Annotated in this window: 1 protein-coding gene; it reads right to left on the reverse strand. The window is 73.1% G+C overall.

The genetic code is table 11. The features are described 5' to 3' along the window. Positions 1-23: 23 nt before the first annotated feature. Positions 24-25,319 (reverse strand): SDR family NAD(P)-dependent oxidoreductase, encoded by a 25,296-nt coding sequence (locus ACH4XV_RS41720; protein WP_395798707.1) that lies wholly within the window; start codon positions 25,317-25,319, stop codon positions 24-26. Between the last annotated feature and the right edge of the window lie 274 nt (positions 25,320-25,593).

Consider the following 25,593-nt stretch of genomic DNA (forward strand, 5'->3'; position numbering starts at 1 on the left):
GTCGTATGCGTGGATGGGCCGGGTCACTCGAAGCCCTGGTCGACGAGCGAGAACAACTCGTCGTCGGTGGCCGACTGCACGTCCGAGACGTCGTCGGCGGAGGCGCTCTCGTCCGGCGCGGTACAGTCGGCCAGCAGCCGACGCAGCCGCTCGGCCAGCCGGTCTCGAGCCTCCGGCTCGTCGAGCACCGCGTGCAACTCGCCCTCGAATCGGTCCAGATCGGCCAGCAGCGCACCGATCGGGGATGCCTCCTCGACCAGCCGGCCGCTCAGGTGGCGGGCCAGGCTTCGCGGCGTGGGGAAGTCGAAGACGAGGGTGGAGCGCAGGCCGACCCCGGTGTCCCTGATCAGCCGGTTGCGCAGCTCAACCGCGGTGAGCGAGTCGAACCCGACTTCCTTGAAAGCTCGTTCGGGTCCGATCTCGCCGATGCCGGCATGCCCGAGCACCGCCGCGGCCTGCGCCCGTACCAGGCCGACCAGTTCGCGCTCGCGCTCCTCCTCGGACAGCGCCGCCAGGCGCCGGACCAGCGCCTCGCCGTCCGCCTCGGTCGAGGTCTCGGCGGGGGTGGTCGCGCCACGGCCGTTCCGGGAGGGCAACAACGGTGACGTCGACCCGGGCCCGGTGAGATCCGTCGACGCCGAAACCAACACGGCGTCCTCCCGGCGTATCGCCTCGTCGAACAGGTCGGGCAGCCCCGGCAGCGGATCCGTCCCGCACGACGCCGACACCCCGGGCAGCCCACGCGCCCGCCGATCTGCGGCCAACGCATCGTGGAAGGCATCCACCCCGGCCGTGGCCGCCTGCGCCGACGAACCGAGCAGGCTCGCCGCCGACGAGAACAGCACGAAGAACGCCAGGTCCGCCTCGGTGGTCAGCTCGTGCAACGCCCAGGCGGCATCCGACTCGCCCGACCCGTCCACCACGCCCGCCGGCCGGTGTTCGGCCACGAGCGCGGCAAGCACGCCCGGATCGTGCCCGTCCCAGGCCGCCGACACGACCTCGGCACCGGCCTCGCGCAGCCGGGCGGCCAGTTCGGTCGGCCCCGCACCCGACGGATCCACGGACAACAACACGAACCGACCCACCCCGTACGCCCCGGCCAGATGCTCGGCCACCCCCGCACCGACCGCCCGGTCCGCACCGGCGATCAACACCGTGCCGGTCCCCAGCGCCGACCGTGCTCCGCCGGAGGCCGAAATCCGCTCCAGCCTCGGTACCGACACCCGGCCACCGCGCACCGCGAACTGCGGCTCACCACCGGCCGACGCCACCGCGGCCAAAGCCGCCGCCGAAGCGGGATCGTCGTCCAGGTCGACCAGCGCGATCCGCCCCGTTTGCCCGACCTGCGCCGCCCGGACCACTCCCCAGACCGACGCCGACGTCGGATCACCGAGCCCCGCGTCCCCATCCACGACCACCGCCGTGCGGGTCACCACGACCACCCGGGCCGCCGCGAACCGTTCGTCGCCGAGAAACGCGTTCAGCCGCCCGACCAGTTCCGCCGTCACCTCCCGCATACGCCGCTCGGAGAACGGCGCACCGGGATCCGGATCGCCGACGGGGAGCAGTACCAGATCTGGCAACGGCCGATCACACAAAGCAAGTTCGGCAACACCCGGATACCGGTCCGCCAACCCGCCCAGGCCGGGCAGATTCCAGCCGCCGACCACGGCCACACGCGGCGCCGCCACCGGTACGGGAACCACCGACGCCCGCCACGCGAGCCGGTACAGCGCGTCCCGCCCGCCGCCGGCCCGCCGGAGCTGCTCGGCCGAGATCGCCCGCACCGTCAACGCCTCGATCGCGGCGACCGCCCGCCCGGTCTCGTCCGTGATCCGCAGCGACACCGCACCCTCGCCCGCCGGCACGCACGACACCCGCAACCGGGTCGCACCGGCCGCGAAGAGCCGCACCCCGTGCCAGGAGAAGGCCACCCGGATGTCGTCCCCGTCGGCCTGCCCCGGATCCACCCGCAGGATCTGCACGCCCGCGTCGAGCAGCGCCGGATGCACCCCGAAGCGGTGCGCGTCGCGCTCCTCCTCGGCCGGCAGCGCCACATCGGCGAACAGCTCGTCCCCGCGCCGCCAGGCGGCCCGCATCCCACGAAACGCCGGCCCGTAGTCGACCCCGGACTCCACCAGCCGCGCATAGAAGTCCGCCACCTCGATCGGCTTCGCCCCGACCGGCGGCCACGCCTCCGCAGCCGCGTCCAGAGCGGCACCCGCATCGGCGTCGGCGACGAGGACACCGACGGCGTGCCGGGTCCATGGCTCCTCGCCGGGCGCATCCTCCGGCCGGGAGTACACCGCGACCGCCCGGGCCCCGGCGGCGTCCGGCCCGTCGACGGTCACCTGTACATGCACACCGCCGTGCTCCGGCAACACCAGCGGGGTGTGCAGGGTCAGTTCGTCCACCACCGGACACTCCGCCTCGGCCCCGGCCCACAGCGCCAGGTCCACGAACACCGTGCCCGGCACGATCGTCGAGCCGAGCACCACATGATCCGCGAGCCACGGGTGGGTCTCCGTCGACAACCGCCCCGTGAACAACAACCCCGCGCCCTGCGCCGGCCGTACCGCCGCACCCAGCAAGGGATGTCCGACGGCGGCCAGTCCCAACCCGCCCGGATCCCCCGACCGCGCGCCCTCGTCCAACCAATAGCGTCGCCGCTGGAAGGCGTAGGTCGGCAGCTCCACCCGCGCGCCGACGATCAGCCCGGCCCAGTCCACCGGCAGACCACGCACGAACGCCGCCGAGAGCGCGGCGACCAGCCGATCGGGCCCACCCTCACCCCGCCGCAACGTCTCCAAAACCGCGCCATCCACACCGAGCGCTTCAAGGGTGTCCCCCAGCGGCACCACCAGCCCCGGATGCGGACTGCACTCGATGAACACGGTGCGTCCATCCGCCACCGCCGCACCGACCGTCCGCTCCAACTCGACCGTGCGCCGCAGATTCTCGAACCAGTACGACCCGCCCAACTCGGCGGGATCGGCGATCGGTGCGCCGGTCAGGGTCGAGTACATCGGCACGCGGCCCGCCTGCGGCGTCACATCCGCCAACAGCCGCTCCACCTCGCCCCGCACGGCCTCCATCCGCGCCGAATGCGACGCGTAGTCCACCGGGATCCACCGAGCCCGGACCCCATCCCGCTCACAGCGTTCGACAACCACCGCCAGCGCTTCGACATCACCCGAAAGCACCACACGGGTCGGCCCGTTCACCGCCGCCAACGACAACCCGTCAGCTCCGGCAACCAACTCCCGAGCCCGATCGGCGGACACCCCAACCGACACCATCCCGCCACCGGAAGAGGCAACACCCAGCAGAGCCCGACTCCGCAGCACAACCACCCGCACCGCATCCGCGAGCGACAGATAACCCGCCACATGCGCAGCCGCGATCTCCCCCTGCGAATGCCCGATCACCGCACCCGGCCGCACCCCACACGACTCCCACCACCGGGCAAGCCCCACCATCACCGCAAACAGCACCGGCTGAACCACATCGACCCGCTCCAACTCACCGCCGGACCCGCCCCGCAACACATCCAACAGCGACCAATCCGCCACCAGCGGATCCATCACCGCAGCGCACTCGGCAACCGCGCCCGCAAACACCGGCGAGCACTCCAACAACCCGGCCGCCATCCCCACCCACTGCGACCCCTGCCCCGGAAACACGAACACCGGATCCGAACCGGTCACCAGAGAACCGGGGTCTCCCACCCCACCCCGCACCAACTCGTCCAGCCCAGCCACAAGTTCGCCGGTCTCCCGTCCGCGCACCACCGCCCGCACGTCGAACACCGCCCGCCCGTCCACCAACGACCGGGCAACATCCGCCGGTTCGGCCTCCGGATGTTCGCTCACCCAATCGCGCAACCGCGCCGCCTGCGCCCGCAACCCGGCCTCGGTGCGTGCCGACACCACCCAGGGCAGCACGCCGCCGACTCCCGGGACCTCCTGCGCGGCGGGCGCAGGCTCGGAGCCGTCCGGCGGCGCCTCCTCCAAAACCACGTGTGCGTTCGTCCCGCTGATCCCGAAGGACGACACACCCGCCCGGCGCACCCGCTCGCCCGCCGGCCACGCCACCTCGCCCGCCAACACCTCGACCCGACCGGCCGACCAATCCACATGCGGCGTCGGCTCGTCCACATGCAACGTCCGAGGCAACACCCCATGCCGCAGCGCCAACACCATCTTGATCACCCCGGCCACACCCGCCGCCGCCTGGGTGTGCCCGATATTCGACTTCACCGACCCCAGCCACAGCGGCCGATCCGCCGGCCGATCCTGCCCATAGGTGGCCAACAACGCCTGAGCCTCGATCGGATCGCCGAGCGTCGTCCCGGTCCCGTGCGCCTCCACGGCGTCCACATCGGCGGGCGACAGCCCGGCACTGCCCAACGCCTGCCGTATGACCCGCTGTTGCGACGGACCGTTCGGCGCGGTCAACCCGTTCGACGCGCCGTCCTGGTTCACCGCCGAGCCACGCACCACCGCCAGTACCGAATGCCCGTTGCGCCGCGCGTCCGACAGCCGCTCCACCAGCACCAGCCCGATGCCCTCGGCTGCGCCCATCCCGTCCGCCGCCGCCGCGAACGCCTTGCAGCGACCGTCCGGCGACAGACCCCGCTGCCGGGAGAACTCCACGAAGAACTCGGTGGTGGCCATTGCCGTCACGCCACCGGCCAGGGCCAGTTCGCATTCGCCCGACCGCACCGCGTTCACCGCCAGGTGCAGCGCGACCAGGGACGACGAGCACGCGGTGTCGATACTGACCGCCGGGCCCTCCAAGCCCAGGACGTACGAGACCCGGCCGGACGCGATGCTCGCCGAACTGCCGTAGCCCAGATAGCCCTCGACCTCGTCCGGCACCTGGTTCACCCGGGCGCCGTAGTCGTTGTCGATCACTCCGGCGAAGACCCCGGTCCGGCTGCCGCGCAGCGAGGTCGGATCGATGCCCGCCCGCTCGAACGTCTCCCACGCCGTCTCCAGGAGCAACCGCTGCTGCGGATCCATCGCCAACGCCTCACGCGGCGAGATCCCGAAGAACTCCGCATCGAACTCGCCGATTCCATACAGGAATCCGCCCGACTCCACATAGCTCTTCCCGGGCCGCTCGGGATCGGGGTCGAACAGCCCGGCCAGGTCCCATCCTCGGTCCGTCGGGAACGGTCCGATCGCATCCCCGCCCGAAGCCAGCAGGCTCCACAGGTCCTCCGGCGAGGCCACCCCGCCCGGGAACCGGCAGCCCATCCCCACGATCACGATCGCATCGTCGGCGTCCTCGTGCCGCCCACCGACCGGCACCGGAACCGGCACGGCCTGTACCGAACGACCGACCAACTCGCCGACCAGGAACGCCGCCAACCCCGCCGGGGTCGGGTAGTCGAAGACCAGCGTGGACGGCAACCGCAGCCCGGTCGCGGTGTTCAACCGGTTGCGCAGTTCCACCCCGGTCAGCGAGTCGAACCCCAGCTCCTTGAACGCTCGCCCGGCCGGCACCGCCCCGGCCGACTCGTGTCCCAGCGTGTTCGCGGCCTCGGTCCGCACCACGTCCAGGACCGCCTGCTCCCGCTCGGCCGGGGACATCCCCGCCAGCCGCCGAGTCAGCGCCGACCCGCCCACACCCGCCGCCGCCCGCCGCGTACCGGTCCCGAGCAGCTCCCGGAACAGCGCGGGCCGAGCACCGGCATCCGCCCGCATCGCCGGGAGGTCCAGGTGTGCCGGCACCAGGGCCGCCTCGGGCCGGCCCAGCGCGATGTCGAACAACCGCAGTGCCTCGGCCGCCGGCATCGCCACCGCACCGGTCCGGGCCCAGCGGGCCGCATCGGCCTCGCTCAGCCGCCCGCCCATCCCCTGCGCGCCCGCCCACAGGCCCCAGGCCAGCGAGATCCCGGACAGGCCGAGGTCGCGACGCCGCCGGGCCAGGCCGTCCAGGAAGGCGTTGGCCGCCGCGTAGTTGCCCTGCCCCGGACCACCGAAGGTGGTGGCCCCGGAGGAGAACAGCACGAACGCGGCCGGGTTCGCGTCCCGGGTCAACTCGTGCAGGTGGAACGCGGCGTCCGCCTTGGGGCGCAGCGCATGGTCCAGGTGCACATCGGTCAGGTTCGCGATGGTGGCGTCGTCCACCACGCCGGCGGTGTGGATCACCCCGGTCAGCGCATGCTCGGCCGGGATACGCGCCAACTCGGCGGCCAGCGCGGCACGATCGGCCACGTCGCAGGCGGCGAGGGTCACCTCCGCACCCTGCGCGGTCAGGTCCTCGACCAGTTCGGCCGCGCCGGGCGCGGCCGCGCCCCGGCGGGACAGCAGCAGCAGTCGGCGCACGCCGTGCGCGGTCACCAGATGCAGGGCCACCAGGGCACCCAGACCGCCGGTGGCACCGGTCACCAACACCGTGCCGTCGGGCGCGAAGGCGAACGGCTCGCCGGCTCCGGCTGTCACCCTGGCCAGCCGAGGAGCCCGGAACCGGCCCGCACGAAGGGCAAGTTGCGGCTCGGCCGAGGCAAGCACCGCCGGCCAGGCCTCAATCGACGCCGCGTCCTCGTCGAGGTCGACCAGCGAGCATCGGTCGGGGTGTTCGGACTGGGCCGAGCGCAACAGCCCCCACACCGCCGCGCCGGCCAGGTCCGCCACCCGCTCCTCGGAGTCGGCATCCACGTCGGCGGCGACGGCCCCGGAGGTCACCACGACCAGGCGCGTCGCCGCGAAGCGGGAGTCGGCCAGCCAGTCCTGCGTCCGCGCCAGCACGTCCGCAAGCTCCCGCCGAGTGCGCTCGACCGATCCTTCCGAATCGTCGGGCCCGCCCACGCCCACCACCACGACATCGGGCGGTCCCGCCGCCACATCCCCGGCCGCCTCGACCACACTGCGGTACACCGGCGCATCCGGATACGCCGCCACCAGCCGGGCAAGCGGCCCGGAGTCCGCCGCGCCCACCACCGCCCAGCGAACCGCCGCGCCCGGCTCGTCGCCCGACACCGCCCGCCACTCCACCCGGAACATCGAGTCGCGCGGCGGCGCCCCCACCGGACGCAGCCGCTCGGCCGAGACCGGCCGCACGGTCAGCGCCCGGACCGACCCGACCGGCTCACCGTCCACATCGCTCAACCACAACGACACCGCATCCGAGCCCACCGGTGCCAGCCGCACCCGCAACCGCCCGGCCCCGCCGGCAACCAGCCGAACTCCGCGCCAGGAGAAGGCGATCCGCGCCTCGCCCGGCGCGACCTCCGCCGCCGGCTCCACCCCCAGCGCATGCACGGCCGCATCCAACAGGGCGGGATGCACCTCGTAGCGTTCGGCCTCCTGCCGTGCTTCGTCGACGAGTTCGATCTCGGCGAACGACTCGCCGCCGCGCCGCCACAGGGCGCGCAGCCCCTGGAAGGCGGGACCGTACTCGAATCCGGCCGACGCCAGTCGCTCGTAGGCTCCGTCCAGATCGACCGGCGTACTGCCCGCGGGCGGCCAGATCGCCGCCTCCGTGGCCACGTCCGCCGGGTCGAGGTCGGTCGCGGTCAGGGTCCCGGAGGCGTGCCGGGTCCACGGCTCGTCGCCGGCCGCGTCCTCCGGTCGGGAATGGATCTCCACCGATCCGACCCCTGCGGCGTCGGGTGCGCCGACCCGGACCTGAATCCGTACTCCGCCCGCGTCGGGCAGGATCAGCGGCGCGTGCAGGGTCAGCTCCTCGACCGTCGCCCGGCCGACCGTCGCCCCCGCACGCAGCGCCAGGTCCACGAACACCGTGCCGGGCGCGATCACCGTCCCGAGCACCACATGCTCCGTGAGCCACCCGTGCGAGGCCGCGGACAGCCGCCCGGTAAAGACCGTCCCGGCCCCGTCGGCCAGATCGACCCCGGCGCCCAGCACCGGATGTTCGACCGTGAACTGCCCCCACCCGACCCCGCCGGCCCGCTCCGCAGGCTCCACCCAGTACCGCCGCCGCTGGAAGGCATAGGTCGGCAGCTCGACCCGCCGCCCCGGCAGCATCCCGGACCCGGCCCAGTCCACGGCCAGACCGCTCCGGAACGCCGCCGAAAGCGCGCCGACCAGCCGGTCGGGCCCACCCTCGCCCCGCCGCAACGTCTCCAGAACGGCGCCGTCCACCCCGGCTGCCTCCAGGGTGTCCCCCAGCGGCACCACCAGCCCCGGGTGCGGACTGCACTCCACGAAGACCGTATGCCCGTCGACAACCGCCGCTCCGACGGCCCGCTCAAGCTCGACCGTGCGGCGCAGATTCTCGAACCAATACGACCCCGCCAACTCGGCGGGATCGCCGATCGGCGCACCGGTCAGGGTCGAGTACATCGGCACGCGGCCCGCCTGCGGCGTCACATCCGCCAACAGCCGCTCCACCTCGTCCCGCACGGCCTCCATCCGCGCCGAATGCGACGCGTAGTCCACCGGAATCCACCGAGCCCGGACCCCATCCCGCTCACAGCGTTCGACAACCACCGCCAGCGCTTCGACATCACCCGAAAGCACCACACTCGTCGGCCCGTTCACGGCCGCCAAGGACAACCGGTCGTCGTCCCCGGCGACCAACTCCCGAGCCCGATCGGCGGACATACCCACCGACACCATCCCGCCACCGGAAGAGGCAACACCCAGCAGAGCCCGACTCCGCAGCACAACCACCCGCACTGCATCCGCCAACGACAGATAACCCGCCACATGCGCCGCAGCGATCTCCCCCTGCGAATGCCCGATCACCGCACCCGGCTTAACCCCACACGACTGCCACCACCGCGCAAGCCCCACCATCACCGCGAACAACGCCGGCTGAACCACATCAACCCGCTCGGCCAACGCCTCACCACCCGCACCACGCAACACATCCAGCAACGACCAATCCGCCACCAACGGATCCATCACCGCCGCACACTCCGCCACCGCACCCGCGAATACCGGCGAACACTCCAACAACCCGGCCGCCATCCCCACCCACTGCGACCCCTGCCCCGGAAACACGAACACCGGACCGGCGGCCGAGACCGAGCCGACGATCGACGCCCCGTCACCCGGCCCGTTGTCGGCCAACTCCTCTACAGCCGGACGCAGTTCCGCAAGATCCCGCCCATGCACCACCGCCCGGTGATCGAGCGCCGCCCGCCCGGTCGCCAACGACCGCCCCACGTCGAGCGGATCGGCGTCGGGATGTACGGCCAGCCAGTCCCGCAACCGCGCGGCCTGTGCCCGCAACGCGGATTCGGACCGGGCCGACAACACCCAGGGCACCCGACCGCCCCACACCGGAGTCCCGGCCGCCGGCGGCGTCACCGCAGGCGCCGAATCCGCCGGACTCTCCTCCGTCTGCTCCAAGATCACATGCGCGTTCGTCCCGCTGATCCCGAACGACGACACACCCGCCCGTCGCACCCGCCCGGCCTCCGGCCACGCCCGCGCACTCGTGAGCAGTTCGACCCCACCCGCCGACCAGTCCACATGCGGCGTCGGCTCGTCCACGTGCAGCGTGCGCGGCAACACCCCATGCCGCAGCGCCAACACCATCTTGATCACCCCGGCCACACCCGCCGCCGCCTGGGTGTGCCCGATGTTGGACTTCACCGACCCCAACCACAGCGGCCGATCCGGCGCGCGACCCCGCCCGTAGGTCGCGAGCAACGCCTGAGCCTCGATCGGATCGCCCAACGTCGTGCCCGTCCCGTGCGCCTCCACCGCATCCACATCGGCCGCGGACAGTCCGGCGTCAGCCAGGGCCGCCCGGATCACCCGCTGCTGCGACGGCCCGTTCGGCGCGGTCAACCCATTCGAAGCGCCGTCCTGGTTCACCGCCGAACCGCGCACCACCGCCAGTACCGGATGGCCGTTGCGCCGCGCATCCGACAACCGCTCGACCAGGAGCAGGCCCACGCCCTCGGCCGCGCCCATCCCGTCCGCCGTGGCCGCGAAAGCCTTGCAGCGGCCGTCCACGGACAGTCCGCGCTGCCGGGAGAACTCCAGGAAGAAGTCCGGCGTGGACATCGCGGTCACCCCGCCGGCGAGCGCCAGGTCGCATTCCCCCGACCGCAACGCGTTTGCCGCCAGGTGCAGTGCGACCAGCGACGACGAACACGCCGTGTCCACGGTCACCGCCGGCCCCTCCAGGCCGAACGTGTAGGCCACCCGGCCCGAGGCGACGCTGGCCGCGTTCCCGGTCAGCAGGTGACCCTCCAGCCCGGCCTGCGTACGGGCGCCCCCGGTCGCGTAGTCGTGGCCGGCCATCCCGGCGAAGACGCCGGTTCGGCTGCCCCGGAGCGAGGTGGGATCGATGCCCGCCTGCTCGAAGGTCTCCCACGCGGTTTCCAGCAGCAGCCGCTGTTGCGGGTCCATCGCCAACGCCTCACGAGGCGACACGCCGAAGAACTCGGCGTCGAACTCAGCGGCCCCGGTCAGGAATCCGCCGGTACGGACGTAGCTCTTGCCGACCCGCTCCGGATCGGGATCGAACAGCGCGTCGACGTCCCAACCACGGTCGGTCGGGAACGGCCCGATCGCATCGCCGCCCCCGGCCACCAGGTCCCACAGGGCCGCCGCCGAGCCCACCCCGCCCGGGAACCGGCAGCCCATCCCCACGATCACCACCGGATCGGCTGCGACCATCGCACCCCCGGCGGCCGGCCCGGTCGGCGCCGACTCCACCGCGCCGACCGACTCGGCGACCAGGAAACCGGCCAGGCCGAGCGGGGTCGGAAAGTCGAAGACCAGCGTGGACGGCAACCGCAATCCGGTGGCACCGCTCAGCCGGTTGCGCAATTCGACACCCGTCAGCGAGTCGAACCCGAGGTCGCGGAACGTGACTTCGGGCCGCACCCCGTCGGTCGACTCGTGCCCCAGGACCACCGCCGCCTCGGCCCGGACCAGCCGCAATGCCACGTCCACCCGCTCGGCGGGCGCGGCCGAGGCGAGCCGGCGCGCCCACGGCGCCTCCGGCAGCGCGCCGTTCCGGCGGGTCGGGGTGCCGACCAGGCCGCGCAGCAGCGGGTGCACCGGCTCGGACGCCGCCTGGGCGCGCAATGCGGCCAGGTCCAGGCGGGCCGGGATCAGCGCCGCCTCGTCGGCCTGCCAGGCGGCGTCGAACAGCGCGAGCCCCTGGGCGGTCGAGATCGGCACCAGTCCGCCGCGCGCCAGGCGCTTCAGGTCGCCAATGCCCAACTGTTCGGTCATTTTGCTGCGTTCCGCCCACAGGCCCCAGGCCAGGGCGGTCGCGGGCAGCCCCCGATCCCGGCGTCGACCCGCGAAGCCGTCCAGGAAAGCGTTCCCCGCCGCATAGCCGCCCTGCCCGGCCACGCCGAGTACGCCGGCCACCGACGAGAACAACACGAACGCGGCCAGGTCCGCGTCCCGGGTGAGTTCGTCCAGTACGAGGGCGGCGTCCACCTTGGGCCGCAACACGTGGTCGACCCGCTCCGGCGTCAGCGCCTCGATCGGCGCGTCGTCGAGCGTCCCGGCGGCGTGCACCACGGCGGTCAACGGGTGTCCGGCCGGGATCGCGGCCAACACCCCGGCCATCGCCGCACGATCCGCCGCATCGCAGGCAACGATCGTGGTCTCGGCGCCCGACTCGGCCAATTCCGAGACCAGTTCCACGGCGCCGGGAGCGGCGGGCCCGGCCCGGCCGGTCAGTACCAGTCGGCGCACACCCCAGCGCGTGACCAGGTGTCGGGCCAGACTTCGACCCAGCGTGCCCATGCCGCCGGTGATCAGGACCGTGCCGTCGGCCGCGAGCGGCTGCGGCACGGTCAGCACCACCTTGCCCACATGCCGGGCCTGGCCCAGGAAGCGCAGCGCCTCGCGGGCCCGGCGGATGTCCCAGGTCCGAATCGGCAGCGGTTGCAGCACACCACGCTCGAAGAGGTCGACCAGTTCGGCGAACATCTCGGCGATACGATCCGGCCCCGCCTCGATCAGATCGAAGGCCCGATAGCGCACCCCGGCCGGCAGGCCCTCGGTCCGGATGTCCGTCTTGCCCATCTCCACGAACCGGCCGCCCTGGGCCAGGAGTCGCAACGACGCGTCGGTGAACTCGCCCGCGAGCGAGTTCAACACCACGTCGATCCCGCGCCCGTCCGTGGCCCGCGCGAAGCGCTGCTCGAAGGACAGGTCCCGGGACGAGGCGATCCGTTCGTCCAAAACACCCAGCCCGCGCACGGTGGCCCACTTCGCCGCACTCGCGGTCGCGTACACCTCGGCGCCCCGATGCCGGGCCAGCTGGGTGGCGGCCATGCCGACCCCACCCGTGGCCGCATGCACCAGCACCGATTCACCCGACCGCAGGCCGGCCAAGTCGTGCAGCCCGTAGAGCGCGGTGAGGAAGACCACCGGCACCGACGCGGCCTGAGCAAACGACCAACCCGCCGGCACCCGGGCCAACAACCGCCGATCGGCCACCGCAAGCGGCCCGAACGCCCCCTCGAACAAGCCCATCACCCGGTCGCCGACGGCCGGATCGGACACACCCGGGCCGACCTCCACGACCACCCCGGCCGCCTCGGCGCCGATCACCGCGCGCCCCGGATACATCCCGAGCGTGATCAGCACATCGCGGAAGTTCACCCCGGCCGCCCGCACCGCCACCCGCACCTGCCCGGCCGCCAACGGCGCCGAGGCGGCCGGATGCGCCGTCACCACCAGATCGTCCGGCGTCCCGGCCGTCCCGGACTCGATCCGCCACGACTGATCCGACCCCGGCGCCGGCGGCACCAGCGCCGTGTCGTGCACCGCCCGGACCAGGCGCGGCACCAACACCACACCTTCGCGAATCGCCACCTGCGGCAGCCCGCACGCCACCGCCGCACGCAGTGCCGCACCCGAATCGGCATCGTCCGCATCGACCAGGACGAGCCGCCCCGGATGCTCGGTCTGCGCGACCCGCACGAGACCCCAAATCGCCGCATGTGCCGGAGAACCGACCCGGTCCTGCGCATCCGTGGCAACCGCACCACGGGTACGAACCACCAGCCGCGCCCCGGCAAGGCGCTCGTCCGCCACCCAGGCCCGAACCGCAACCAGCACCGCATGCACGGCGCCGGCCACCTCGTCGGGTGCTTCGCCGACCACGGGCGGACAGTCGAACAGGCCCACCTCGGGCGCCTCTTCGGTGCCCACGAAGGTCACCACCGAAATCCCGCCCGCCACGGGCTCCGCCGTCGCGTCGGACTCCGCCACCGAGCCGAGGAGTTCGCCGTCGACGTGCTCCGCCACCGGCGCGTCCGCGATCTCCCAGACCATCCGGTACAGCCACTCGCGGCCCGCGGCCTCGGCCGCCACCAACTGCTCGGCAGCCACCGGCCGCAGCGTCAGCGACGCGACCGACGCCACCGGAACACCACGCTCGTCGGCCACGTCGACCGCCAACGTCTCCCGCCCGGTACGCCGCAACACCACCCGGAGCAGCGACGCCCCCGGCCCATGTAGCACAACCCCGGTCCAGGCGAACGGCAACAGCGTCGCCCCCGACTGCGCCACCGCCTCGGCCGCGGCCACATGCAGCGCGGCGTCCAGCACCGCCGGATGCAGGTCGTAGCCATGCGCGTCCCGACCGGCCGCCTCCGGCAGCGCGACCTCGGCGAAAAAGTCGTCACCCCGCCGCCACGCGGCCCGCAACCCCCGGAAGATGGGCCCGTATTCGTACCCGTGCTCCGCAAGCCGCTCATACACGGCCTCCGAGTCGACCACCTCGGCATCCGCCGGCGGCCAGACCGCCCACGCCTCCGCCCCGGCCGACGCGGATCCGAGCACACTCGCGGTGCCCAGCGTGCCGGTCGCATGCCGAGTCCACGGATGCTCGTCGGGGGCATCCTCGGGCCGCGAATGGAACTCCACCACCCGACGCCCGCCCGAATCCGCCGTACCCACCGCCACCCGAAGCCGGACGCCGACCCCGTCCGGCAGCACCAGCGGCGCATGCAGCGTGAGTTCGTCCACAACCGGGCAACCGGCCTCGACACCGACCCACGACGCCAGCTCCACGAACGCCGTCCCCGGCACCACTACCGAGCCGAACACCGCGTGGTCCGTGAGCCATCCGTGCGTGGCGGCGGACAACCGCCCGGTGTACAGGAGTTCCCCGTCCCGAACCGAACCGACCGCAGCCCCCAGCAGCGGGTGATCGGCCGCGACCAGCCCCAACCCGGTCGGATCGCCCGCTCGTTCGCCACCCGTCAACCAGTAGCGCCGCCGTTGGAAGGCGTAGGTCGGCAGCTCGACATGGCGACCCGGCAACATCCCGGCCCAGTCCACCGCGACACCCGCCACGAACGCCGCCGAGAGCGCGGCGACCAGCCGATCGGGCCCACCCTCACCCCGCCGCAACGTCTCCAAAACCGCGCCATCCGCACCGGCCGCCTCCAGGGTGTCCCCCAACGGCACCACCAGCCCCGGATGCGGACTGCACTCCAGAAACGCACCATGACCATCCGCGACCGCCGCACCCACGGCCCGCTCAAGCTCGACCGTGCGCCGCAGATTCTCGAACCAGTACGACCCGCCCAACTCGGCGGGATCGGCAACCGCCTCCCCGCTCACGGTCGAGTACATCGGCACGCGGCCCGCCTGCGGCGTCACATCCGCCAACAGCCGCTCCACCTCGCCCCGCACGGCCTCCATCCGCGCCGAATGCGACGCGTAGTCCACCGGGATCCACCGAGCCCGCACACCATCCCGCTCACACGCCTCGACCACCGGCGTCAGCGCTTCGACATCACCCGAAAGCACCACACTGGTCGGCCCGTTCACGGCCGCCAGTGACAATCGCTCGTCCCCGGCGACCAACTCGCGAGCACGCTCCGCCGACACCCCGACGGAGACCATCCCGCCCCCGGACGACGCGACCCCCAGCAGGGCCCGACTCCGCAACACGACCACCCGTACCGCATCCGCCAAGGACAGATAGCCGGCCACATGCGCCGCAGCGATCTCCCCCTGCGAGTGCCCAACGACCGCGCCCGGCCGCACCCCGCACGACTCCCACCACCGCGCAAGCCCCACCATCACCGCAAACAGAACCGGCTGAACGACGTCCACGCGCTCCAACTCACGGGCAGACCCATCCCGCAACACTTCCAACAGCGACCAATCCGCCACCAACGGATCCATCACCGCGGCACACTCGGCAACCGCGCCCGCAAACACCGGCGAGCACTCCAACAACCCGGCCGCCATTCCCACCCACTGCGACCCCTGCCCCGGAAACACGAACACCGGACCGGGCCCCGAGAACATCGGCCGACCATCGGCGATACCGCCGCCGGCAGCCAACTCATCGAGCCCACAAGCAAGTTCACCTGGATCGCGACCACTGACCACCGCCCGCCGATCGAAAACCGACCGCTCCCGAACCAACGACCACCCCACGTCGACCGGATCCGCCTCCGGATGCCGCGCCGACCACTCCCGCAATCGCGCCGCCTGCGCCCGCAGACTGTCGGCGGTCCTGGCCGACAACACCCACGGCACCAGGCCCGCCACACCCACCGGCTCGTCCCGGGACACCACCGGCTCGGCCGCCGGCGCCTGTTCGACGATCACGTGCGCATTCGTCCCGCTGATCCCGAACGACGACACGGCGGCCCGGCGCGCCCGGCCGACCTCGGGCCACGGTCGACCCTCGGCCAGCAACTCGACGTGTCCCGTCGACCAGTCCACGTGCGGCGACGGCGCGTCGACGTGCAACGTCTCGGGCAGCACGCCGTGCCGCATCGCCATGATCATCTTGATCAGGCCGGCCGCCCCGGCCGCGGCCTGCGTGTGCCCGATGTTCGACTTGATCGAGCCCAGCCACAACGGCCGATCCGCCGGCCGGTCCTGCCCGTACGTGGCCAACAGCGCCTGCGCCTCGATCGGGTCGCCCAGCGTCGTCCCGGTCCCGTGCGCCTCCACCGCGTCCACATCCGCCGCCGACAACCCCGCACCGGCCAACGCCGCCCGGATCACCCGCTCCTGGGACGGACCGTTCGGCGCGGTCAGCCCGTTCGACGCGCCGTCCTGGTTGATCGCCGAACCACGCAGCAGCGCCAGCACGGGATGCCCGTTGCGCCGCGCGTCGGACAGCCGCTCCACCACCAGCAGCCCGACACCCTCGCCCCAACCCGTACCGTCCGCGCCCGCCGCGAACGACCGGCACCGGCCGTCCGCCGACAGTCCGCGCTGTCGGGAGAACTCGACGAAGACATTCGGAGTGGACATCACCGTCACCCCACCGGCGAGCGCCAGATCGCACTCCCCCGACCGCAGCGCATTGGCCGCCAGGTGCAGAGCCACCAGCGACGACGAGCAGGCCGTGTCCACGCTGACCGCCGGCCCCTCCAGGCCCAGCGCGTAGGACACCCTTCCGGTCACGACGCTGCCCACGTTTCCGGCCAGCAGCATGCCCTCGAACCCGTCGGGGGCGCGGTGCAGCCGCGAGGCGTAGTCGTTGTACATCACCCCGGCGAACACACCCGTGTTGCTCCCGCGCAGCGTCCTCGGATCCACGCCCGCGTGCTCGAACGCCTCCCACGCGGTCTCCAGGAGCAGCCGCTGCTGCGGGTCCATCGCCGCCGCCTCACGCGGCGAGATGCCGAAGAACTCGGCGTCGAACTCCCCCGACTCGTAGAGGAATCCACCCCGTCGGGTGTAGACCTTGCCGACCTTGTCCGGGTCTGGGTCGTACAGGTTCGCCAGATCCCAGCCACGATCCCCGGGGAAGTCACCGACCGCGTCCGTGCCGGCCGCAACCAGTCGCCACAGGTCCTCGGGACCGGCCACACCACCCGGATAGCGACAGCCGATGCCGACGACGACGATCGGCTCGTCGACCGTCACAGTCGGTCCGGCAGCGGGCGTGGTCGGCTCGCTCGGCGCCGCCCCGACCACCTCGCGCGTCATCCGGGCGACCAGGGCCGTTCCGCTGGGGTGGTCGAAGACCACGGTCGCGGGCAGCCGCAGGCCGGTGAACGCATTGAGCCGGTTGCGCAGTTCGAGTGCGGTCAGCGAGTCGACGCCCAGCTCGCGGAAGGCGCGGTCGAGGTCGAGTCGTTCGGGTGCGTCGTGTCCGAGGACGGCGGCGAGTTGCCCGCGCACCAGGTCGGTGATCGCCCGTTCCCGCTGCTCGCCCGGGAGTTCCCGGATCCGCCCGGTCCACGACGACGCGTCCGCGCGGTCTCCGGAGGCGGCGGCACGCGGTGGCGGGAGACGCACGAGGCCGCGCAGTACGGCGGGCAGCACACCGCTCGCGGCCAGGGCCCGCAACGCGCTGCGGTCCAGGCGGGCCGGGATCGTGTACGGGTGGTCCCGGTGCAACGCGGCATCGAACAGGGCGAGTCCGGTCTCGGTGGACAGCGCCGCGATCCCGCCCCGGGACATCCGGGCCCGGTCGGTGTGGTCGAGGTGGCGGGTCATCCCGCTGCCCTCGGCCCACAGTCCCCAGGCCAGCGCGTTGGCGGGCAGCCCGGCGGCGCGGCGGTGTTCGGCGAGGGCGTCCAGGAAGGTGTTGGCCGCCGTGTACGCGCCCTGGCCGGCGTTGCCCGTGATCGCGGTGATGGACGAAAACAGCACGAACGCCGCCGGGTCCGCCGCTCGGGTCAACTCGTGCAGATGCCAGGCCGCGTCCACCTTGGGGCGCAGCACCGCGTCGAGCCGATCCGGGGTCAACGACAACAGCGTCGCGTCGTCGAGCACACCGGCGGCGTGAACGACGATCGTCGGCGGGTGCTCGGCGGGGATGTCCCCGATCACCCGGCGCAGCGCGGCCCGGTCGGCGACATCGCACGCGGCCACGGTCACCCGGGCGCCGAGCGCGCCGAGTTCGGCGATCAACTCCTGGGCCCCGGCCGCCTCCGGACCCGCGCGTCCGAGCAGGAGCAGATGCCGGATGCCGTGTTCGGCGACCAGCCGGCGGGCAACCAGCGCACCCAGGGTGCCGGTGCCACCGGTGATCAGCGCGGTCCCGTTCGGATCGGGTCGACGTCGAGCCACCGGCGCATCCGCCGGGTCAACCGGCTCGGCAACCACCATGCGGGGTAGATGAACCACCCCATCGCGCAGGGCGAGTTGAGGTTCACCCGCAACGGCCGCGCCAAGCAGCGCGGAGCCGGAGCGCACCGCATCGTCCAGGTCGAGCAGCACGAAACGATCGGGGTGTTCGGACTGCGCGGTCCGCAACAGCCCCCATACAGGGGCTGCGGGCAGCCCCGACAGAGCGTCCCCGGCCCGAGCAGCGACCGCACCACGGGTGACCACGACCAGCCGCGCCCCACTCGACCGCTCGCCGGCAAGCCAACTCCCGACCAGGCCCAACGCCCAGCGCGCGCTGTCGTGCGCGGCACCCGTGACGTCGTCGTCCGCCCCCATGGGCACGGCGGCGAACACCACGTCGGGTGGGGGTTCTCCCGTCGCGAGCAGTCGAGCGTCGAGGTCCGCGAGGCTCGGATATACCTCGCCGCCGCCCAGGCCGAGGTCGTCCCCGATGAACGCGTACCCGACACCCGTCGGCTCCGCCGAGGTCGTTCCGGCGATCCAGCGCAGGTCGAACATCGCCTCGCCCGGCCGGGGTTCCGCCGCGATCGGCCCGTCCCCAGGCAGTTCACGCAGGGTCAGCGCGCCGATGGACAGGACCGGCGCACCGGCGCCGTCGGCAACCGTAAGCGCTGTGGCCCCGTCGCCCGCCCGGTCCAGCCGCACCCGCAACATGTCGGCCCCGGTGGCGTACAGCCGCACGTCCGCCAGCGAGAACGGAATACGCGGCGACGCACCCGCCGACCCGTCCGGCGTCGAAAACAACGAAGTCGATGAAAGCGACGAAGGTGACGGAAGCAACGGGTGCAGTGCCGCATCCAAGAGCGCCGGGTGGATCCCGAACTCCGGCCCCACCACCCCCGACCCCGATTCCCGCAGTCCGTCCGGCAACCGCACCTCGGCGAACAGTTCGCCACCGGCTCCGCGCCAAGCCGCACGCAGTCCCCGAAATGCCGGCCCGTAGCCGTACCCGAGCCCGGCCAAGACGGGATAGGCATCGGCAAGGTCAAGCACATCGGAACCTGGCGGCGGCCACTCGGTGAGCCCACCGGCACCGCCACCGCCCCCGCCGACGTCCGGCACCGACTCCACGAGGAGCCCGCCCGCATGCCGAACCCACGACTCCCGCTCCGCATCGGCACCGCCGCCACCCGCCCGCCGGGAGTGGATGGTGACCTCCCGCAGCCCGGCCTCGTCCGCCGGGGCCACGGCAACGCGCAGGTGCACATCACCGGTCTCGGGCAAAAGCAGCGGGCTCTCCAGGGTCAGTTCCTCGACCTGCGGAACCCCCACGGACTCCCCCACCCACAGGGCCAGTTCGACAAACGCGGTCCCCGGCAACACCACGGTGTCCGCGACCGCATGGTCCGCCAACCACGGCAGATCCCGCAGCGAGATCCGACCTGTCGCGATCACCGTGCCATCCGGCTCGACGCCGAGCGCGCCAAGCGCGCCGAGCAGCGGATGGGCGATCGGCGTCAGACCCAGGGCAGCCGTACCGTCGGGAGCCGCCTCGCGCGGGGTCAGCCAGTAGCGCCGGTGCTGGAACGCGTAGGTGGGCAGGGCAACCGCCCGCACGCCGGTACCGGCCGGGTCGAACAGCGCTTCCGCGTCGGGCCGGGCGCCGTGCGCGACGGCCTCCGCCACCGCAACGAGAAAGCGGTCCCGGCCGCCGTGGTCGCGGCTCAGTGTGCCGATCGTGGTGCCGCCGCTGCCGCACGCGTCCAGCGTTTCCTGGGTACCGAGCGTGAGCACGGGATGCGGGCCGACCTCCACGAACAGCCGGTGACCGTCCTCGCTCAGCGCCCGAACGGCTCTCTCGTACCGCACCGTTCGGCGCAGATTGTGGTACCAGTAGTCGGCGTCGAGGCCGCTCGTGTCGGCCGTGCGACCGCCGGTCAGGGTGGAGTAGAAGGCTGTGGACGCGGCCCGCGGGGTCACGTCGGCCAGGTCGGTCAGGAGTCGATCGCGGATCTCCTCCATGTGTGCCGAGTGCGACGCGTAGTCGACGGGGATGCGCCGGGCCCGCAGGTCGTCCGCCGCGCATCGGTCCAGGAACGTGTCCAGGGCCTCGGTGTCTCCGCTGACCACGGTGGCGCTCGGCCCGTTGACGGCGGCCACGCCGAGCCGGCCGGACCAGGGTTCGAGCAGCGCGGCGACCTGTTCGGCGGGCAGTGACACCGAGGCCATCCCGCCGCTGCCCGCCGCCGTGACCAGCGCCCGGCTGCGCAGTGCGACCACCTTGGCGGCGTCGGCCAGGGACAGTGCGCCCGCGACGTACGCGGCGGCGATCTCGCCCTGCGAGTGGCCGACCACGGCCTGCGGTTCGATCCCGATCGAGCGCCACAGCGCGGCCAGCGAGACCATCACCGCGAACAGCGCGGGCTGTACGACGTCGACGCGCGTCAACCCCGGCGTCCCGGGCTCGCGGAGCACGTCGAGCAGCGACCAGTCGTCGGCGTACGGGGCGAGCGCGTCGGCGCAGGCCCGCATGGAGGCGGCGAACGGCTCGCTGGTGTCCAGGAGTTCCAGCGCCATCCCGGACCACTGGGTGCCCTGCCCTGGGAAGACGAACACGGTCCCGCCGCGGGCCGCCGGGGCGCTGCCCCGGATCAGCCGGTCGGCGGGTCGATCGGCGGCGAGCGCGGTCAACCCGTGCAGTGCCTCGGCGTGGGTGCGCGCCGGTATCACGGCGGTGTACTCGAACCCGGCCCGGCCGCGCAGCAGCGAATACCCGACATCGGCCAGGGCCGGGGCGTCCGCCCTCCGGAGCAGCCCCGCGAGCTGCTCCGCCTGCCCCCGCAACGCGGCCTCGCTCCGCGCGGAAACCACCAGCGGCACGGGGTCGGCGACACCGTCGGACGCGGGCCCGCCGGCCGGGGCAGGCCCCGGTGCCTCCGCACCCCCGCCCGCCTCCTCCACGATCACATGCGCGTTCGTCCCACTGATCCCGAACGACGACACCGCCGCGCGGCGCGGTCGGTCGTACGCCGGCCAGTCCGTGGTCGTCGTCGGCAGCGTGATCGCCCCGTCCGCCCACCGCACGTGGGGCGACGGTTCGCGCAGGTGCAGCGTCCCCGGTACCGCGCCGTGCCGCAGGGCCAGCACGGTCTTGATCAGCCCGGCCACACCCGCCGCGGCCTGGGTGTGGCCGATGTTGGACTTCACCGAGCCGAGCAGCAGCGGCCGATCGGCGGCCCGATCGCGCCCGTACGTGGCCAGCAGCGCCTGCGCCTCGATCGGGTCGCCCAGCGGTGTCCCGGTGCCGTGTGCCTCGACCAGGTCGACATCTTGCGGGCCGAGTCCGGCGGCGGCCAGCGCGTCCCGGATCACCCGCTGCTGGGCCGTGCCGTTGGGCGCGCTGAGCCCGTTGCTGGCCCCGTCCTGGTTGATCGCGGAGCCGCGCAGCACGGCGAGTACGGGATGGCCGTTGCGGCGCGCGTCGGACAGGCGTTCCAGCAGGAGCACGCCGACGCCCTCGGCCCAGGCGGTGCCGTCGGCGTCCGCCGAGAACGGCTTGCAACGACCGTCGGGGGCCAGGCCGCGCTGCCGGGCGAATTCGACGAACATGCCGGGGCCGGCCATCACGGTGGCGCCGCCCGCCAGGGCCAGCGCACATTCCCCGCTCGCCAGCGAACGTGCGGCCAGGTGCACCGCGACCAGCGAGGACGAGCAGGCGGTGTCGACGGTGAGCGCCGGGCCCGACAGGCCGAGGGTGTACGCGATCCGCCCGGACGCGACGCTGGGCGTGGTGCCGGTCAGCAGGAACCCGGCGAGGGCGTCGGTGGATTCGTGCATGCGCGGGCCGTACTCCTGCGCGGTGGCGCCGACGAACACCCCCACCCGCTCGCCGCGCAGCGCGGTCGGGTCGAGTCCGGCGCGTTCGATCGCCTCCCAGGAGGTCTCCAGGAGCAGCCGTTGCTGCGGGTCCATGGCCAGCGCCTCGCGCGGGCCGATCCCGAAGAACTCCGCGTCGAAGTCGCCCGCGTGGTCCAGGAATCCGCCGGATCGTACATAGCTGGTGCCCGGCCGGTCCGGGTCGTCGTGGTGGAGCCGGTCCAGGTCCCAGCCGCGGTCGGTGGGGAAGGCGGTGATCGCGTCCACGCCGTCCGCGACCAGCCGCCACAGGTCCTCGGGGGTGCGAACCGCGCCGGGCAGCCGGCAGCCCATCGCCACGATGGCGATCGGTTCGTCGGCGCCGGCCGGCCCGGGCGTCGGCCGGGGGCCGGTCGGTGCGGGCAGGTCGAGCGCTCGGGTGCGCAGGTGGTGGGCGAGCGCGGTGGGTGTGGGGTGGTCGAAGACCGTGGTCGGGGGCAGGTCGAGGCCGGTGTCCCTGGCCAGCCGGGTGATCAGTTCGACGGTGCCGAGCGAGTCCAGGCCCGATTCGCGGTAGGTGCGGTCGGGTTCGACGGTCGTGGTCGCGCCGGGGCCCAGGACGGCGGTCGCGTGTGCCCGGATCAGGTCGAGCAGGACGCGATGTTGCTCGGTCGCGGACAGTGCGGCCAACCGCTCGCTCAACGTCGTTGCCACGGCGGGTGATTCGTTTGGCGCGGCCGTGTCGGCGGCTTCGGCCGAGGCACCCGGCCAGTGGCGTGCGCGCCGGAAGGCGTAGGTGGGCAACGCAACCCGGCGTGCCCCGCGTCCCTCGAACACCCGCTCCCAGTCCGGGTCCACGCCGTTCGTGTACAGGCGGGCCATCGCCGTGGTCAACGCGTCCGCCTCCGGGCGGTTGCGGCGCAGCGTCGGGATCGTGGCCACGGTGTCTCGTTCACCGTCGACCAGGCAGGTCCGGGCCGCCGCCGACAGGCTGCCGTCCGGGCCCAGTTCGAGCAGTACCGTCGCGCCTTCGGCCCGCAGCCGGCGCACCCCGTCGTGAAAGCGCACGGTGTGCCGCACGTGGCGGACCCAGTAGTCCGGGGAGCATGCCTGTTCGGCGGTCAGCGGCAGGCCGGTCAGGTTGGACACGACGGGCAGGACGGGCGGTCGAGCGGTCAGCCCGGCGGCCACCTCGGCGAAGGCGTCCGTCATCGCGTCCATGCGCGGTGAGTGGAAGGCGTGTGCGACCCGCAGTCGGGTGGTCTTGTGGCCCTGTGCCCGCCAGCCGGCCGCGACGTCGAGGACCGCGTCCCGGTCGCCCGAGATCACCGTGGCCAGCGGTCCGTTGACGGCCGCGATCGAGACCCGGTCGCGGACCGGTTCGAGCGAGGCGAGCACGTCGTCCTCGGCGACCCGCAGCGACACCATCGCTCCGCCGTCCGGCAGTTCCTGCATCAGCCGGCCCCGGGCCGCGACCAGCGCGCACGCGTCGGGCAGGGACCAGACGCCGGCCACATGCGCGGCGCACAGCTCGCCGATCGAGTGGCCGAGCAGCAGGTCCGGGGTCACCCCCCAGTGTTCGAACAACCGGTACAGCGCGACCTCGACGGCGAACAGCGCGGGTTGGGTGTACTCGGTGCGGTGCACGAGCGCCGCGTCCGGGCTGTCGGGCGAGGCGAACAACACCTCGCGCAACGGGCGCGGCAGGTGCGGGTCCAGGTGGGCGCAGGCGGCGTCGAAGGCCGCCGCGAAGACGGCGTGGCGGGCGTACAACTCCCGAGCCATGGCGGGGCGTTGGCTGCCCTGTCCGGTGAACAGGAAGGCGGTCCGGCCGGGTTGAGCCTCGGCCCGGACCAGGTGTGGATCCGCGCCGGCTCCGCGTAACGCGTCGAGCGCGGCGAGGAGTTCGGCGTGGTCGCGAGCGAGGACGACGGCGCGGGCGGCGAACGCGGTCCGGGTGGTGGCGGCCGAGTAGCCCAGGTCGGCCGGCGCCACGTCGGGATGTTCGCGTACGTAGCCGTGCCATCGCCCGGCCTGGGCCCGAAGCCCGTCCGCGTCGACACCGGAGATCGGCACGGCAACCGCTTCCGAAGGCACCGGGCCGGTGGCGGACCCCACGACCGGATCCGCCCCACCCGACGGCCCCACCCCGCCCGCAGGCTCCGCCTCCGCGAGCACCACATGGCAGTTGGTCCCGCCCATCCCGAACGAACTCACCCCGGCGATCAGGGGTTCGTCCGGACAGGGCCAGTCGCCCGTCGCCGTCTGCACCCGCAGGCCCAGTTCGCCCAACGGGATCCGCGGATGGGGTTCGGCGAAGTTCAGGCTTGCCGGGAGCCGCCGGTGTCGGATCGCCAATGCCGTCTTGACCAGGCCGACGATGCCGGCCGCGCCCTCCAGGTGCCCGACGTTGGTCTTCACCGAACCGACGGCCAGCGGCGGCCGGTTCGCCCGCTCCGCGCCGAGCGCCGCACCGAGTGCGGCGGCCTCGATCGGGTCGCCGACGGGGGTGCCCGTGCCGTGCAGTTCGACGTATTGCACGGCGGACGCGGCGACTTCGGCCCTCCGCCGGGCGAGCCGGATCACCTCCGCCTGGGCCCGGGGGTCGGGCGCGGTCAACGCGTCGCCGCCCCCGTCGTTGTTCATCGCACTGCCCCGGATCACGGCGTGCACGACGTCGCCGTCGGCCAGCGCGCGGGACAGCGGCTTGAGCACCACCACCGCGCCGCCCTCGCCGCGCACGTAGCCGTCGGCCCGGGCGTCGAAGGTGAAGCAGCGGCCCTGCGGGGAGAGCCCGCCGAACTTGGCCGCGTCGCCGTCGTGGTCGGGAACCAGGTCCAGGTTGACCCCGCCGACCAGGGCCAGTGTCGACTCGCCGCGGCGCAGGCTCTCGCCCGCCAGGTGTACCGCGACCAGGGACGAGGACTGGGCAGCGTCCACCGTCATGCTGGGGCCGCGCAGGCCGAGGGTGTACGAGACCCGGTTGGCGATCATGCTGCGGTGCAGGCCGGTGGCGTGTCGGGGGCCGGGCTCGACACCGGCGCGGCGCAGGAGGGTGGCGTAGTCGTCCCAGATCGCGCCGGCGAACACCCCGGTGGCGCTGCCCCGGATCCGGGTCGGCGGGATGCCCGCGTGTTCCAGGGCCTCCCAGCACAGTTCGAGCATCAGGCGCTGCTGTGGGTCGATCAGGGCGGCCTCGCCCGGGGTGATGCCGAAGAAGGCGGCGTCGAACCGGTCCACCGCGTCCAGGAATCCGCCTCTTCGCGGTCGGTCCGCGGCTGGGTGGGGGGATCCGCCGGCCGCTCGGTTCGTGTCGTGCGCCGCTCTCGCGTCCCGGCGATGGTGGGGCACTTCGGTGATCGTGTCGCGTCCGCTGTTCAGCAGGTCCCAGAACTCGTCGGGGCCGTCGGCGCCGGGGAGTCGGCAGGCCAACCCGACGATGGCCACCGCGTCTTCCGGCGCGGGGTGTGCGCGATGGGCATCGGCGTTGAACTCATTCATTCCGCGCTCCATGACCTGCATACGATGAGTACACGGACGAACACAGATCAACACATTGGAGTACCGGGTCGATCGGCCGCAAGGGGTGAATTCAGGCCCCGCTCGGGCGCCTCCGACGGCGCGGTTGAACCATTCGGGTCACCTGGTGTAGTGCGCGAACGCCCCGCGCACACCCGTCCCCGACCTGCGTCGTCGACGCGCGAGAACCCTTGATCAGACCGGCCGCGCACCCGGCGCACACGCCCGCGCGCGTGCGGTCCCGACCACCCGTCGG

The organism is Embleya sp. NPDC020630 (assembly GCF_044334985.1).
Classification (GTDB): Bacteria; Actinomycetota; Actinomycetes; order Streptomycetales; family Streptomycetaceae; genus Embleya.